The sequence below is a fragment of the Paenibacillus tundrae genome (assembly GCF_030812775.1).
GTDB classification, from domain to species: domain Bacteria; phylum Bacillota; class Bacilli; order Paenibacillales; family Paenibacillaceae; genus Paenibacillus; species Paenibacillus tundrae_A.
This window is the reverse complement of sequence record NZ_JAUSTI010000004.1, coordinates 105,209-118,934: the sequence shown is the minus strand read 5'-3', so window position 1 is coordinate 118,934 and position 13,726 is coordinate 105,209. Positions and strand designations below refer to the sequence as shown.

The window sequence follows — 13,726 nt, the reverse complement described above, 5'->3', positions numbered from 1 at the left end:
CCACAATTTATCCTGAATATGTGGATAACTATAATCACATCTTGACAAATTGAAGTGGTGAGTTCTTATTTCGCACCTTCAATTCGACAAACTAATCAACACACCGTTCCCGTTGAATCAGAGCCCCTTATTTATACGTGAGCGACCTCTCCACTTTCGGATGATTCTGCTTTTAGTCCGGCAGCATTACATGCAGCTACATACGCAAGTCCAGCAGCCATCACGATATCACTGTGTATAGCCGTTCCTCTGAATTCCCGACCCGCACGCTCAACCGTAACTGCCGCCTCAGCATTCGCTTCTTCTCCTCCGCTCAAGGCATGGATCTCCATATCCACAAATGTGATATCGTCAGATATGCTCTGACCGATCGCATGAATGGCCGCTTCTACAGGGCCACTTCCTACTGCGGAATAAGATTGCTCCACTCCACCTGCACGCATACGTACAGCAGCCATACGATCAGTCATGCTGCCTGCCGTAACTTGCAATTCGACCAACTCATAATCCTGGGCAGGAATATTCATCGTCTGGCTGACCATCTGTAGTAGCTGGTCATCACTAACCACTTTTTGCTGATCGGCCGTTTCCTTGAATACGGTGTAGAGTTGTTCCATTTGCTGTTCATCCGGCTCAAATCCGTATTTACGAACCCGATCCTTCAAGGCGTGGCGTCCGGAGTGTTTACCCAGAATAATCATGCTACGCGGAATACCGAGTGCTTCCGGGTCCATAATCTCGTATGTGTTCCGATTCTTCAACAGGCCATCCTGATGGATACCGGATTCGTGCTGGAATGCATTACGTCCTACGACTGGCTTGTTATAGGCGATCGGGAAGTGCATCGCTCGGCTAATCTGACGGGATGTCTCGTACAATTGCTCCAATTTGATATTCGTTGTTGCTCCAAGCACATCACCCCGCGTTTCCAGTGCCATAACCAACTCTTCCAATGCTGCATTACCTGTCCGCTCACCTACACCGTTAATGGTCACTTCAATCTGAGAAGCCCCGTTCGCAATAGCAGCCAAGCTATTCGCCACCGCCAGCCCCAGATCATTATGACAATGGGCACTGTAACGAACTTGATCGCCACCTCTGGCGCCCTCGCGTACACGACGGAACATTTCACCGTATTCATGTGGCAATGCATAACCAACCGTATCTGGCAGATTAATGATCGAAGCCCCAGCCTCAATGACCACTTCAATCATTTCAATCAGGTCATCCATTTTGGTGCGAGCCGCATCCATCGCTGTAAATTCTACGATATCGCTGAACTGCCTTGCGTATGACACCATCTCACGAGCAGTAGCTACAACTTCGCTGCGCGGACGACGCAGTTGATGCTCGATATGAATATCTGACGAAGAAATAAACAGGTGAATTCTGCGCCGTGCAGCATCAGCCGTTGCACGCACTGCTGCATCAATATCACCTTTTACAGCACGGGCAAATCCACAGATCTCTACGTTCTGCAATTGTCTAGATATCGCCTGAACCGCCGCGAACTCCCCTGGGCTGGAGATCGGGAATCCAGGCTCAATGACGTCAATACCAAGAGAAGCTAGTTGATGTGCCAGCTCAATTTTTTGTTCGGGCTGTAAGCTCGCTCCCGGGGCTTGTTCACCATCACGCAGTGTTGTATCAAAAATCTCAATGTGCCGTTTATCATTCATTGTCATATATCATCAGCCTCCATCAATAGGTTATGTCATGCCATTGGCTCTAGCGTGTACGTCGACTTACACACCAGATGTAGTAATTCTCATAAGCGCTTCCGATCTCCATGCCCACCCTGCTGCCGGCAGCAAATACAAATAACCCGCCATCTCCATTAAGAGACGGCGGGTTATTCTCCCCTCCGCGGTACCACTCTTGCTTGATGGTTACGGTCTAAACCGAATCACCATCCACCTCGTCGTCTCCGTTTATGATATTGCGGACAGTAAACCAACCGCAACATGACCAAACGGAGAAACACCCCATAACGGAGGTTAGCCGTTGCTGTGTAACATGGATTTAGATCATCTACTACCGTCAAGGAAGTATCGTGATGCTCAGATCGTTTTCCCATGCCTCCATAGCTCTGTTCCCGGGCGAGATTCTAAGGAATTAGCCACTGCGTCTCACCAACCCGCAGCTCTCTGTGCGCCTCATCCTTGTACTGCTCCCGTTCATTACATTTATCTGATATTGGATAAAATGAAATCAAAAAAGCCTGCCACCTCATGCATATATGCAAGAGACGACAGGCTGTTCACCTTCGCGGTACCACTCTTGTTGACTTCTCCTATTCATTCGCGTAACTCTTGTATGCCTAAGCACACAATAGATTACCCGAAGCCGTCAGAAGCCCCCTCAGTTATTGCCAATCATCTACCGGCATTCGATCCGGCGATTCAAGACAACGGCCCATTCACGGAGGCAACCCGTAACCATGTACTTTCGACCTTAATCGGTCTTCGGCTTCTCTAAGAGAGTAACCGTGTTCCATCGTTCCGCTTCCAGGTGAGTTTCAGGTTTTCCGTCGACTGCGTTGCACCACCCCGCAGCTCTCTACAACCGGGAAATTCCTTACTGTTCCTGTTCATCGCGTTTTCTATTATCGTTCAGAAAAAAACATTGTTTAAATTTGTAACTAATATACATTCTTCACATCCGAATGTCAACTGTTACATTTGACATCTTGGCTTCATACTTAGGCTATTCCCCTATATGTGTGCGTTCAAAAAGGACGGTTTTCAGTATCAAGAAGATGGGGTGAAGATAGAAATGGAGTAGCGGAGCGTAGGCGAAACTACGTGAGCAACTACATTGTTTCCTACGGAAACAAGCTTCGTAAGCCTCCACTTATTTCGGCTGAATCCCATATTGGACGCTGAGATGCCTCAGGGCATCCTTCATAATCAAAAGCGGACTTTTTGAACAACCTCTATACGGATTGCACAGACCATTCCTCCAGCGATAACCCTGGATCAGCTTTGGCATCGAATTCGGAAATTTCTCCACGTTGCCATTTCAGGTATGCTGCAGCTCCAATCATGGCAGCATTGTCTGTACAATACACCATCGGTGGGATTAACAATTCAAGCCCTTCCCGTTCACAACGCTCCTGCAATGCCGTGCGCAGTCCGCGGTTTGCCGCAACACCACCGCACAACAACAGTTGTTGTGAACCATATTGCCGAACGGCACGGACGGCTTTTTCAACCAGCACTTCAACGACTGCCTCTTGGAACCCTCTCGCCACAGCAGAAGCTTCCAGGGTCTCTCCGCGCATTTTGGCCTGATTCAGCACATTGAGTACAGCTGATTTCAATCCGCTGAGACTGAAGTCATATGAATCAGCTTCCAGCCACACTCTTGGCAAGGGTACAACCTGCTCAGCTTCTGATGCCATCCGGTCCACATGTGGACCCCCAGGATAAGGACAACCCAGTGCCCGCGCCACTTTATCATATGCCTCACCTACAGCATCATCCCGTGTGCGACCAATCAGTTTGAACTTACCTTCGGATTCCATATGCACAAGCTCGGTATGTCCACCCGATACCACAAGCGCCATCGCAGGATATTTCAGTTCATGTGTCAGACGATTCGCATAGATATGTCCTGCAATATGATGAGTCCCAATTAGCGGTTTACCCAGCGCCATTGCCAGCGTCTTGGCGGCAACGATACCAACAAGCAGAGCACCCACGAGTCCAGGACCTTGCGTTACGGCGATGGCACTTAAATCTCTAGGACGAATGCCTGATTCCTCAATGGCCTGTTCAAGCATTAGTGTGATTACTTCTACATGTTTGCGTGAAGCCACCTCAGGTACAACGCCACCAAATGCCTTATGTGTCTCAATCTGACTGGAGATCAAGTTGGACAGCACTTCCCGTCCATCTTTGACCACTGCCACAGACGTTTCATCACAGCTCGTTTCCACCGCCAAAATGTAGCATGGAGTCGTTTGTGTTTGTTGATTCTCACTCAGTTCCTTCATGAATCCGTTACGCTTCCTTCCTCTGTGCCGTCTCGGCCTGTGGAGGGCAAATTCGCCCACATAATCATCGCATCCTCCATGTTATCGGAGTAATACCCTTTGCGAATACCTGCCGATTCAAACCCTTTTTTCTCATACAAACGCTGAGCAACTAAGTTCGAAACCCTTACCTCCAGCGTCATCCGTTCCATGCCCAGATAGGCTGCCGTTCTCATCAGTTCATCCAACAATCTCTCGCCAAGCTTGCGTCCGCGATAAGCCTGTCTTACTGCAATGTTTGTGATATGCGCCTCATCCATAATGGTCCACATCCCGGCGTAGCCAATCGCCGTACCGTCTATTTCCATAACCATATATTTAGCAAAATGATTGTGCGTTAATTCATTTCGGAATGCCTCTTCCGTCCAGGGCAGCGTAAAAGCTTCATGCTCAATCACCATGACATCGGGAATATCCGAAAGTGTCATGAGTCTGAACTGGAGCGTTGCATCCTGGTCGTTTTCTTTCAAATGATCCATCCGCTCGCCGTACCCCCTTCACCCTTTTCGCAGTAAATTGGCTTCCGCCTCAGCCAGCTGGGTGTAGTTTGGCACCAGCGCATGAACGTCATCGCGCTGACCTGCAAGCAGCGCGGCGGCGCCAAGCCGCCCGACCCAACGGCCTTCCAGCTCATATGGAATGAGCTGGAGCGCCGTATCTGCTGGGCAGCGCAGCGCAGCCGCAGCCTCAACTGGCCCCGCATCGCCGACGAGCCAGACGGCAGCGGGCCGCTCTTCCGGCGCCGCCTCCGCGATGCGGGCGGCGAGGGCTTCCAGCCATCCGTCCATCTTGCGGATGGCATCAGGCTCAAGCCGCCGGGGCGCATCGCTCCCGGCGGAGGCGAACAGCGCGGTATACGCTTGACCGCGCCGCGCATCCACGAGCGGAACGATCCAGTGGATCGGGGCAGCCGACTGGCTGCCCTCGTCCGCGGATGGCGTTCCGCCAGCCCCTGCTGCGGCAGGTTCCTCTGCCGCAGCTTCGGCCTTGGCGGCGAGGCCATGATGCCAGCCGCCCCAGGCCATTGCCTGAAGGCTGGACACCCCGGCAACGGGGATGTCCCATGCCCAGGCAAGGGTTTTGGCCGCCGTCACCGCAATGCGGATGCCTGTGTAAGATCCAGGCCCAATGCCAACGGCAATGCCGTCTAATTGCCCGGGCTGTGTTCCACTCGCAGCCAAGAGCTGCTCCATTACGGGTACAACATGCACCGAGTGATTACGCTCTGCTCGTTCATTTCGTTCCTCGAGCAGCGTGTGATCCTCCATCACTGAGGCAGCCATCACCGCTGTAGACGTATCCAACGCCAAAAACCGCTGACGCGGCTTTTTTTGTAAATCTTCCATCATCTTATTAAACTCCATTCTGTCTGAACTGCCGGCATATGGCGGCATACTTCTCACCGTATCCATCCAGCGTAATCTTGCGATCCTCCGGACCGGTCGTTTCAATCTGTATATGCAGATGCTCTTCGGGGAGTAGCTCTGGGATAATGCTTGACCACTCCACCAGACTCACTCCGGTTCCATAGAAGTATTCATCTAGCCCAAGCTCATCCGCTTCTTCCAATGAAATACGGTATACATCCATATGATATAAAGGCAATCGCCCCTCATATTCCTTAATCAATGTAAACGTAGGGCTGTTAACTACACCCTGCACACCTAAATGCCAGGCGAACTTTTGTGAAAATGCTGTTTTGCCCGCGCCAAGATCACCATCCAATGCAATCACCATACCAGCCATTGCCTGTCCAGCAAGTGCAGACGCGAGCGCTTCTGTATCTGAAATGCCATGGGAATCATACACCCACTGCTCATGCTCTTGATTCAATTTACGCCCCACCTTTGACGGCCCTGCCGCCTGAGTTCACTTTGAAGACTATTATATCGGTCACCTTCTTCCCCCGCAACACTTGCGAAAGGAATGACGCTTGATATCCCCACTATAATAACGAAAAACCGGCACCTCATGGCACCGGTCTCATCTCGAACTATATATGCGGATCTGCGGGTGACCAACCTTGTCGTACAGCACGCTCAAAATAATCAAGGCATGAATATGATCGGAGGAGGCATGAACCAACATCAGCTTGTCTTCTCCACGATCATGACCTATACCTGCCAATCGAAACCGCTTCTACGGCATCCTTCATGCACTGAACGTTTACGACCTTAGTTGCTACTCCTCCAGTCGATCCACACGAACTGTTTGCGTATTACCAGGGCGACTTCCTACTTGAACTGTAGCCATTCCATTGGCTTCGTCCACACTTTCAATCCAAACAGGATCCCCTTCAAGCGTAACGGCAATTGTATCCTCCGAATCATATATCGCTTTGGCACGCTTAACATCCATCATCTTATTCATACTCCCCTTCCGGATCATCGTGTGATTCACGAACCATCGTATCGGTTGTGCTGTCTCCAATATAACCATTGTCATCGGTTACCTGACCTCCACCCAGCCCCTCATTGACCATGCGATCAATATCGAGCATGAACGATTCTCGGTCAAGCGGTAATTCCTCTGAAGTCACGGCCTCCCAATTGACAGATGTCGCAGGCGTGTGAAAATCCTCGGAGCCTTCCGACGCTGCAAGAGGATAAGGTGAAAATGTGTGAGCATGAGCCTCTCCTTCATCACGTCCGTTCTTCATGAGACACCTCCTAGGTTAGATCATTACAATTGTTCATCCTATGACGAAGACCACTCTCCAGCTTGCTTGCGCTATAGATTGATCTCAAGGATGTTTCTGTTATCATCCCCCACTCTGGCTGAAGCATACTCAGCACATGATCCATGGAATGAAGCGGTTAGCCGTTCACAGAAATGCCCATACTATTCCTTATAAGAGGTTGTTCAAAAAGTTCACTTTTGATTACGAAAGTGCCTAACGGCATCTCAGCATCGAAGATGGGATTCAGCCGAAATAAGTGGAGGCTTACGAAGCTTGTTTCCGTAGGAAACAATGTAGTTGCTCACCTAGGTTTGCCTACGCTCCGCTACTCCATTTCTAGCTTCATCCCATCTTCTTGGTACTGAAAACTGACCTTTTTGAACACGCACTATAATTGATTAACGGAAAGGAGCCGATATCCATGCATACCGTCTGGAAAGGCGCTATTAGTTTTGGACTTGTACATGTGCCTGTCAAAATGTTCTCGGCTACCGAAGACAAAGACATCTCCATGCGTTACATCCACAAAGTCTGTGGTAGCCCGCTTGCTTATGTTCGCAAATGTCCTTCTTGCGAAGTTGAAGTGCAGTGGGAAGAGATTACCAAGGGGTACGAATATGAGAAGGGCAAGTTCGTCCTTTTTGAAAAAGAGGAATTGGAAGCTCTCAACGATTCCACCAGCAAAACCATTACGATCCTCGATTTCGTAGATCTAACCGAAATTGACCCGATCTATTTTCAAAAGACATATTATCTATCCCCCGATCAGGCGGGAGGGAACGCATATCAGCTATTAATGAACGCCATGCGTGATACAGGCAAAATCGGCATAGCCAAAATTTCGATTCGATCCAAAAGCAGCTTAGCCGCTATTCGTGTGCTTGAGGACTGTCTCTCCATGGAGACGATATTCTATCCTGATGAGATCCGTCCCGTCTCACAAGTTCCTAATCTGCCCGAGGTACAGCAAGTCAATGAGAAGGAGCTGACCATGGCGAAGCTTCTGATTGACCAACTGTCTACCCCGTTTGAGCCTGGTAAATATACCGATGATTACCGAGGTAAATTGCTCGATCTGATCAATCACAAGGTTGCTGGTGAAGAGATCAAGATTGCTCCTGCCAAACCGGAGGCTAATGTGATGGATCTAATGGCTGCCTTGCAGGCAAGTATCGAGGCTGTTAAACCGATCCCTACTGATCCTGGTAAATCTACCGCCAAGCCGAAGAAACGCGCACCGAAAAAAACGGCCATTCAAGCTGCCGCTGGAGGAGAAAACGACACCCCTGCGGCGCCTGCGAAAAAGAGAAAAACGACTCCGAAGACATAACTCATGTCTTCTCAATCAGAACTCATTAAATCCGGCGCTACAGCCGGATTTATGTTTTGTAGGAGATGAAATCACACGGATTAATCGATATTTATCATTTGACGAAAGTCGATTTATATTTTATATTAACTTATGAAAAGTAACTTATTTGCGATTTTAAAGTCAGCTTGATCTTTCATTGCATATACGTTCAAACATCCATTGCAATCTTATAATCCATTCAATCCTCATTATGAACCCATAATAACTATGAATTCTTTCAACTCTTAATGGCTAAACACAAAAAATCATATTTCATTTCAGGAGGTAACGACATGACTCAACCTTATCAAATTCCTGCTACTACCCATCTAGGCGAAGTTAGTCTGAGAATCAGCAATCTGGAACGCTCCATTCAATTTTATACGCAAGTGGTAGGTTTGAAACTGCTGGAACAGAAGGATTCTGTCGCAACGTTTACCGTAGATGGACAACACTCACTCTTGCGTCTTGAGGAAATTCCTAACGCAGTGACGATGCCTGAACGTTCATCCGCTGGTTTGTATCATTTTGCTATCCTATTGCCTGATCGCAAGTCTCTCGGGTTAGCTCTGCGCAACCTAGCTGCATCTGGTATTGAGATTGGACAAGGGGATCACCTTGTTAGTGAAGCACTGTATATCTCTGATCCGGATCTTAATGGTATTGAAATCTATGCCGATCGCCCTCGCGATACATGGCAACGTGACGCAGATAACAACTACATCATGGGAACCAATCCCGTTGATGTTCAAGGTCTGTTTGACTTATCTGCGAATGAAACTTGGGAAGGTCTTCCGGTAGGTACTGTCATTGGTCATGTGCATTTCCACGTACGTAGTTTGGAAGAATCTCGCCGCTTCTATCATGGTGTACTTGGTTTCGATATCGTAGGTAATTTTGTCAACATGTCAGCACTGTTCATCTCTGCAGGCGGATATCATCATCATATCGGGCTTAATATTTGGGCAGGCTCAGGAGCACCTGTTAATCCTAGCCATGCTACAGGTATTCAATACTTTACGATTGTGTATTCCAGCCAAGAGGAACGTAATCAAGCTGTAGAACAGTTACGTGAAGCCGGAGCTACATTAACCCAACAAAACGATGTCTACTTTACAGTCGATCCACAGCAGATTCACATTCGTCTGACCGTAGAGAATTAAGTTTCGCATTTTGATCTATTTCTCCTATACAACCTATAATCCCGAACATACGATGCATTCCTTTACTCGGAGGGCTTCCATGATGTTCGGGATTTTCTATTCATGATGATGTTATACGTCAAGCCTGCCTTATAAATATGGTTCTTTTCGTGCATCCTATCCACATGCTCAAGACAACGAAGATACTCGAAGGAGATAACATATGATTGAGAAGGGAAGGTTGAACGTCAGGCAACTTGCCATTCTATTGTTCCTATGTACGATTGGCGAACAGATTCTCGTATTCCCCTCCATGATTACTTCCTACGCACAGGAAGACGCATGGTTATCAGCGTTACTTGGCGTTGGGGGTGGGATGGGAGTACTAATCATTTTTCTGGCAGCCTATAATCTTAATCCGCGGAGAAACCTAATTGAAAATGCACTTCAAACGTTTGGTTCTTGGATCGGTGCACTGTTCAGTTGTTTTTATTTATTTTATTTTCTTATCAGTGCATCTACCTTTATCCGTGAACTTGGCGATTTCATGACCACTCAGATCTTACCTTCATCGCCAATATGGGCGATTGATCTGCTCTTTGTTGGTGCACTTGCATGGGGACTGATACAGGGGATAGCCTGCATAGGTAGAACTGCGGAGGTGTTCCTTCCTCTTGTTGTATTATTTCTCATTATTCTGCTTGTCTTACTGCTCCCTCAAATGCAACTGAGCAACATCAAACCTTTTCTCTCCAGTGGCATACTCGCTCCGTTGAAAGGCTTTGTCGCTGTACTGACATATCCATATTGCGAACTATGTATTTTTATGATGCTGCTCCCCTACACCAATCAAAAGCCTCATATGAAAAAGGATATTCTACTAACAGGCATGATTGGTGGATTAATGCTGACACTAACGTTGACGATCAGTTTGTTGGTCATGGGTTCTTTTCTAACACAACATTATTGGTTTGCCTCGTTTGTGCTTGCACAGAAAATTAATATAGGTAACTTTCTACAGCGAATGGAAGCTTTTATCGCATGTGTATGGATTATCGCTGTTTTTTTCAAAGCCATTTTGTTTTTTTACGGATTTATCTTAGGGATTGCCCACCTATACCGATTGTCCAGTTATCGCTCACTCATCTTACCGAGCGCTTTGATCATTTTTAGTATGTCTATCCTGATAGCGCCAAACGAAACTTACTATCTCAAAGTCGTGATTCCTTACTGGATCGACTGGGATCTTACGTGTGGAATTGCTCTTCCACTGCTGCTTATTCTTGTACATAAACTCCGAGCCCGTTCGTCAAAAGTATAAACATGATTACTTTAAGTGTATGTTTAACCTCTTTTATTTGGAAAGGAGCCTATACACATGTTCACTCCGATCACCCCCTTTGAACCCATCTCAAGCCTTACTCTTCCTACAGGCTCTAATTGGATTGCCCAAATTAAATGGGATGGTGTTCGTATGCTTGCTTATGAGGACGGACAAGAGCTCAGACTGATCAACCGTAGACAGCATGAACGAACGGCACAATACCCTGAGCTTGCTTTAAGCCGCAATATTTGCTCTGGCTCGTCTTACATTGTGGATGGTGAGATTATCGCGCTAGATCCCGATACCGGCAAACCTTCTTTTTATCATGTTTTGCGCCGTGATCGTATGAGCAAACCAGACGCAATTGCTCAAGCGGTTCAGCATATACCGATCACTTACATGGTGTTTGATATCTTGTACTATGACGGAAATTGGGTCACAGACCAGCCTCTTGCCCAGCGCCAGCAATTGCTGCACCAGGTGCTTACTCCATCCCCTCATGTGCAGGAGGTCATCAATATGTCCGATCCAGCCGCTCTGTTGACCGTTATGAGACAGCATCAGATGGAAGGCATCGTGATTAAGGATCTTGCCAGCACGTATGGAATCCGGGCGAAGGATTCACGCTGGCAGAAAGTAAAAATCATGCATGATCTCTATGCAATGATTGGCGGCGTTACTTTTCGTAGTGGTATTGTGAATGCCATAGCAGTAGGGGTATACGATGGACCACACTTTATTTATATCGGTCATGTGGGCACGGGTAAGCTAAACTCGGATACCTGGCGCAAGCTTACTGCGGATATACAGCCTCTAATTCGGCAAACGAATCCGTTTCATAACATCCCTGAGCGCAGTGCAGAGACGACCTGGATCGAGCCACAGATTGGAGTCAAAGTGCAATACATGGAACTTACTCATCACCGGACGTTGCGCCATCCAAGTATTCAGACGTTTGCCGAAGTTACACAGGAGGATTGCCCTGCAAGTCAGCTTATCCAAGAAGATGAGCATTAGAATGTAGTAGCTCCATGTATATCGATTCAACTAAACGTTCACACAGATAAGATGGCAGCATAATTTGCCAATACGATACATTTGAAGGATAGGAGGCATATGCCATGGCACACACGATCAAAGGAACCATCATGATTGACGGCATGGAGATCACGGTGACGAACCCAAACAAACCTTTATGGCCGGAAGCTGGGGTGACAAAAGCCATTTATTTGCAAAAGTTAGCAGCACTTGCTCCTTATCTGCTCACCTATACCAGCAATCGACTCCTTACTACCATTCGGTATCCTCATGGCGTGGACGGTGAATTTTTTTATCAAAAGAATGCCCCCGAGCCGCTTCCAGCATTCGTACACACCTCGAATCATGAAGGCATTAACTACGTAGTCATGAACAAACTACCGGAACTGCTCTGGCTTGGGAATCTGGCATCACTTGAATTCCATCCTTCCCTACATGCGGTCGGGAGTCATTTACCTTGTGAATGGATGATCGATCTTGATCCTTCTCAAGAGGACGAGCCACGAATCATGCAGGCTGCCCAGATCGTAGGAGAAACGCTCACGTCCCTTGGTCTTCGATCTGTACCCAAAACCTCTGGCGCCACTGGTGTTCAGATTATTGTGCCGATCCGTCAGGGTGTCACCTTTGATGAACTGAGGGACATCGGCCATTTTGTAGGCAAATATGTTACCCAGAAACACCCCAACCTGTTCACGTTAGAACGACTCAAAAAAGACCGCGGGGATCGTATTTATTTTGACTATCTTCAGCATTATGGCGGCAAAACACTGGCAGCTCCTTATACACCGCGAGCTAAACCAGGAGGCACCGTCTCGACACCTCTCACCTGGGATGAAGTTCGTAACGACGTGTCGGTCAAAGATTATCATCTCATGAACATTGTAGAACGGCTTGCACACATGGGAGACCTCATTGCTGCTGTCGAGCCTCAGCCAGTGGAGCTGATCATCCAGCATCTCAAAAAGAAATAGCCGACACCCTCAAACCAAGGGTGTCGACTATTGTTCTACCTACATGTGCATTTCGTCCGAGCACATGCACAAATTGTCATTCAATTATTCAGCGATTAAGCGACTAAGCTCGCTAATGAATACCTTTTTTCTTGAAACGTCCGCCCTTCACATCATGGATATTACCAATAGCTACAAAGGCTTGTGGATCCCAATCTTCTACAATTGATTTCAACTTGGCTTCTTCCAGGCGAGTGATGACCACAAAAATAATTTTCTTCTCATCCCCACTGAATCCACCCTCTCCATCAAGGAAAGTTACACCACGACCAAGACGGTCTGTGAGCGCTGATCCGATATCCCGATATTTCTCACTGATAATCCAGACCGATTTGGATTGATCCAGTCCTTCGTTGACAATGTCGATCATCTTCATCGCAATATAATAAGCAATCATGCTGTACAGCGCATTTGGCCATCCAAATACAAATCCTGCACCTGCAAAAATAAATACGTTAATGAACAATACGATCTGTCCTACGGATAAGGGTGACTTCTCACTCAGCAAAATAGCAACGATCTCGGTTCCGTCAAGAGATCCACCGGAACGGATAACTAGACCAACACCCACCCCTAGGATCAATCCACCAAACACTGCTCCAAGCAGCGGTTCGCCTGGCGTTAATGCAGGCACTTTATGCAATAACGATGTCCCGATGGACATCACTACGATCCCAAGCAGCGTAGATAAGGCAAATGTTTTACCAATTTGTTTGTAACCTAGAATTAGAAAAGGCAGGTTGAGCAAGGTCAGGAATATCCCGAGTGGCAGATGCGTGAGCTCTGACACCATAATCGAGATCCCCGTAATCCCGCCATCGATAACGCCATTTGGCACGAGAAATACTTCAAGTGATACAGCCATGAGTGCAGCACCGACAAGTATCATTACAATGCGTTGCAGAAGCTTCAATGTAAACACCGAGCTTTTGACGCCGCGGTCAGCTGCCTTAGATGTTAATTCTTTCACTGTTACATTAGACATAGTATCCCCCCCGTTAAATCAGTATGTGAATCCATTTTATAAATCATTTAAATACTTCACAGTGGATCTACATATAGCAGAGCAAGAAATGTAGCTAGCTCTACACATCCACTGGCTAATACGAGCACAAGCACCTAAAGGCGATATAAAATGGATT

13 protein-coding genes and 1 other annotated feature are annotated in these 13,726 nt (G+C 47.5%); of the genes, 5 read left to right on the top strand and 8 right to left on the bottom strand.

Annotated elements, in window-relative coordinates; translation table 11 throughout:
• Nucleotides 1-131: 131 nt before the first annotated feature.
• From J2T19_RS08770 to J2T19_RS08740, 7 genes are all read right to left on the bottom strand, one after another.
• Nucleotides 132-1,685, bottom strand: a complete 1,554-nt coding sequence (locus J2T19_RS08770) for a 2-isopropylmalate synthase (RefSeq protein ID WP_307214805.1) — start codon at nt 1,683-1,685, stop codon at nt 132-134.
• Nucleotides 1,686-1,837: 152 nt separating this feature from the next.
• Nucleotides 1,838-2,190, bottom strand: a binding site (T-box leader).
• A 745-nt stretch (nt 2,191-2,935) separates the two neighbouring features.
• Entirely contained in the window at nt 2,936-3,997 is a 1,062-nt protein-coding gene (tsaD, locus tag J2T19_RS08765) for a tRNA (adenosine(37)-N6)-threonylcarbamoyltransferase complex transferase subunit TsaD (protein ID WP_307214803.1), read from the bottom strand.
• A complete protein-coding gene (rimI, locus tag J2T19_RS08760) occupies nt 3,994-4,515 on the bottom strand; it encodes a ribosomal protein S18-alanine N-acetyltransferase (RefSeq protein ID WP_307214802.1) in 522 nt (173 codons plus the stop codon). Before rimI ends, tsaD begins: the two co-directional genes overlap by 4 nt.
• Nucleotides 4,516-4,533: 18 nt before the next feature.
• Nucleotides 4,534-5,382 carry a tRNA (adenosine(37)-N6)-threonylcarbamoyltransferase complex dimerization subunit type 1 TsaB gene (gene tsaB, locus J2T19_RS08755; RefSeq protein ID WP_307215317.1) on the bottom strand — a complete coding sequence of 283 codons (849 nt, stop codon included), beginning with the start codon at nt 5,380-5,382 and terminating at the stop codon, nt 4,534-4,536.
• A gap of 7 nt (nt 5,383-5,389) precedes the next feature.
• On the bottom strand, nt 5,390-5,869 hold the full coding sequence (tsaE, locus tag J2T19_RS08750) for a tRNA (adenosine(37)-N6)-threonylcarbamoyltransferase complex ATPase subunit type 1 TsaE (protein ID WP_307214800.1): 480 nt from the start codon (nt 5,867-5,869) through the stop codon (nt 5,390-5,392).
• 348 nt (nt 5,870-6,217) lie between these two features.
• Nucleotides 6,218-6,394 carry an H-type small acid-soluble spore protein gene (locus J2T19_RS08745; protein ID WP_056694429.1) on the bottom strand — a complete coding sequence of 59 codons (177 nt, stop codon included), beginning with the start codon at nt 6,392-6,394 and terminating at the stop codon, nt 6,218-6,220.
• 4 nt (nt 6,395-6,398) lie between these two features.
• On the bottom strand, nt 6,399-6,695 hold the full coding sequence (locus J2T19_RS08740) for a hypothetical protein (protein WP_056694347.1): 297 nt from the start codon (nt 6,693-6,695) through the stop codon (nt 6,399-6,401).
• A gap of 442 nt (nt 6,696-7,137) precedes the next feature.
• Between J2T19_RS08740 and ku the strand changes: the two genes are divergently transcribed.
• From ku to ligD, 5 genes are all read left to right on the top strand, one after another.
• Complete coding sequence (ku, locus tag J2T19_RS08735) at nt 7,138-8,046, top strand: non-homologous end joining protein Ku (RefSeq protein ID WP_239290182.1); 909 nt, start codon at nt 7,138-7,140, stop codon at nt 8,044-8,046.
• A 314-nt stretch (nt 8,047-8,360) separates the two neighbouring features.
• Nucleotides 8,361-9,230 (top strand): VOC family protein, encoded by an 870-nt coding sequence (locus tag J2T19_RS08730; protein ID WP_307214797.1) that lies wholly within the window; start codon nt 8,361-8,363, stop codon nt 9,228-9,230.
• A 202-nt stretch (nt 9,231-9,432) separates the two neighbouring features.
• Nucleotides 9,433-10,530, top strand: a complete 1,098-nt coding sequence (locus J2T19_RS08725; RefSeq protein WP_307214794.1) for a GerAB/ArcD/ProY family transporter — start codon at nt 9,433-9,435, stop codon at nt 10,528-10,530.
• Nucleotides 10,531-10,587: 57 nt separating this feature from the next.
• Complete coding sequence (locus J2T19_RS08720; RefSeq protein WP_307214792.1) at nt 10,588-11,550, top strand: ATP-dependent DNA ligase; 963 nt, start codon at nt 10,588-10,590, stop codon at nt 11,548-11,550.
• A 104-nt stretch (nt 11,551-11,654) separates the two neighbouring features.
• Nucleotides 11,655-12,545 carry a non-homologous end-joining DNA ligase gene (ligD, locus tag J2T19_RS08715; RefSeq protein WP_239290190.1) on the top strand — a complete coding sequence of 297 codons (891 nt, stop codon included), beginning with the start codon at nt 11,655-11,657 and terminating at the stop codon, nt 12,543-12,545.
• Nucleotides 12,546-12,657: 112 nt separating this feature from the next.
• Here the strand turns inward: ligD and J2T19_RS08710 are convergent, their stop codons facing one another.
• Entirely contained in the window at nt 12,658-13,569 is a 912-nt protein-coding gene (locus J2T19_RS08710) for a YitT family protein (protein WP_056694330.1), read from the bottom strand.
• Nucleotides 13,570-13,726: the final 157 nt, after the last annotated feature.

Bases quoted from the DNA above. Each gene is read 5' to 3' on its own strand.
- rimI (WP_307214802.1), bottom strand. From the start codon at position 4,515: ATGGATCATTTGAAAGAAAACGACCAGGATGCAACGCTCCAGTTCAGA.
- J2T19_RS08740 (WP_056694347.1), bottom strand. From the start codon at position 6,695: ATGAAGAACGGACGTGATGAAGGAGAGGCTCATGCTCACACATTTTCA.
- J2T19_RS08770 (WP_307214805.1), bottom strand. From the start codon at position 1,685: ATGACAATGAATGATAAACGGCACATTGAGATTTTTGATACAACACTG.
- ligD (WP_239290190.1), top strand. From the start codon at position 11,655: ATGGCACACACGATCAAAGGAACCATCATGATTGACGGCATGGAGATC.
- J2T19_RS08720 (WP_307214792.1), top strand. From the start codon at position 10,588: ATGTTCACTCCGATCACCCCCTTTGAACCCATCTCAAGCCTTACTCTT.
- tsaD (WP_307214803.1), bottom strand. From the start codon at position 3,997: ATGAAGGAACTGAGTGAGAATCAACAAACACAAACGACTCCATGCTAC.
- J2T19_RS08710 (WP_056694330.1), bottom strand. From the start codon at position 13,569: ATGTCTAATGTAACAGTGAAAGAATTAACATCTAAGGCAGCTGACCGC.
- J2T19_RS08745 (WP_056694429.1), bottom strand. From the start codon at position 6,394: ATGGATGTTAAGCGTGCCAAAGCGATATATGATTCGGAGGATACAATT.
- tsaB (WP_307215317.1), bottom strand. From the start codon at position 5,382: ATGGAAGATTTACAAAAAAAGCCGCGTCAGCGGTTTTTGGCGTTGGAT.
- J2T19_RS08725 (WP_307214794.1), top strand. From the start codon at position 9,433: ATGATTGAGAAGGGAAGGTTGAACGTCAGGCAACTTGCCATTCTATTG.
- ku (WP_239290182.1), top strand. From the start codon at position 7,138: ATGCATACCGTCTGGAAAGGCGCTATTAGTTTTGGACTTGTACATGTG.
- J2T19_RS08730 (WP_307214797.1), top strand. From the start codon at position 8,361: ATGACTCAACCTTATCAAATTCCTGCTACTACCCATCTAGGCGAAGTT.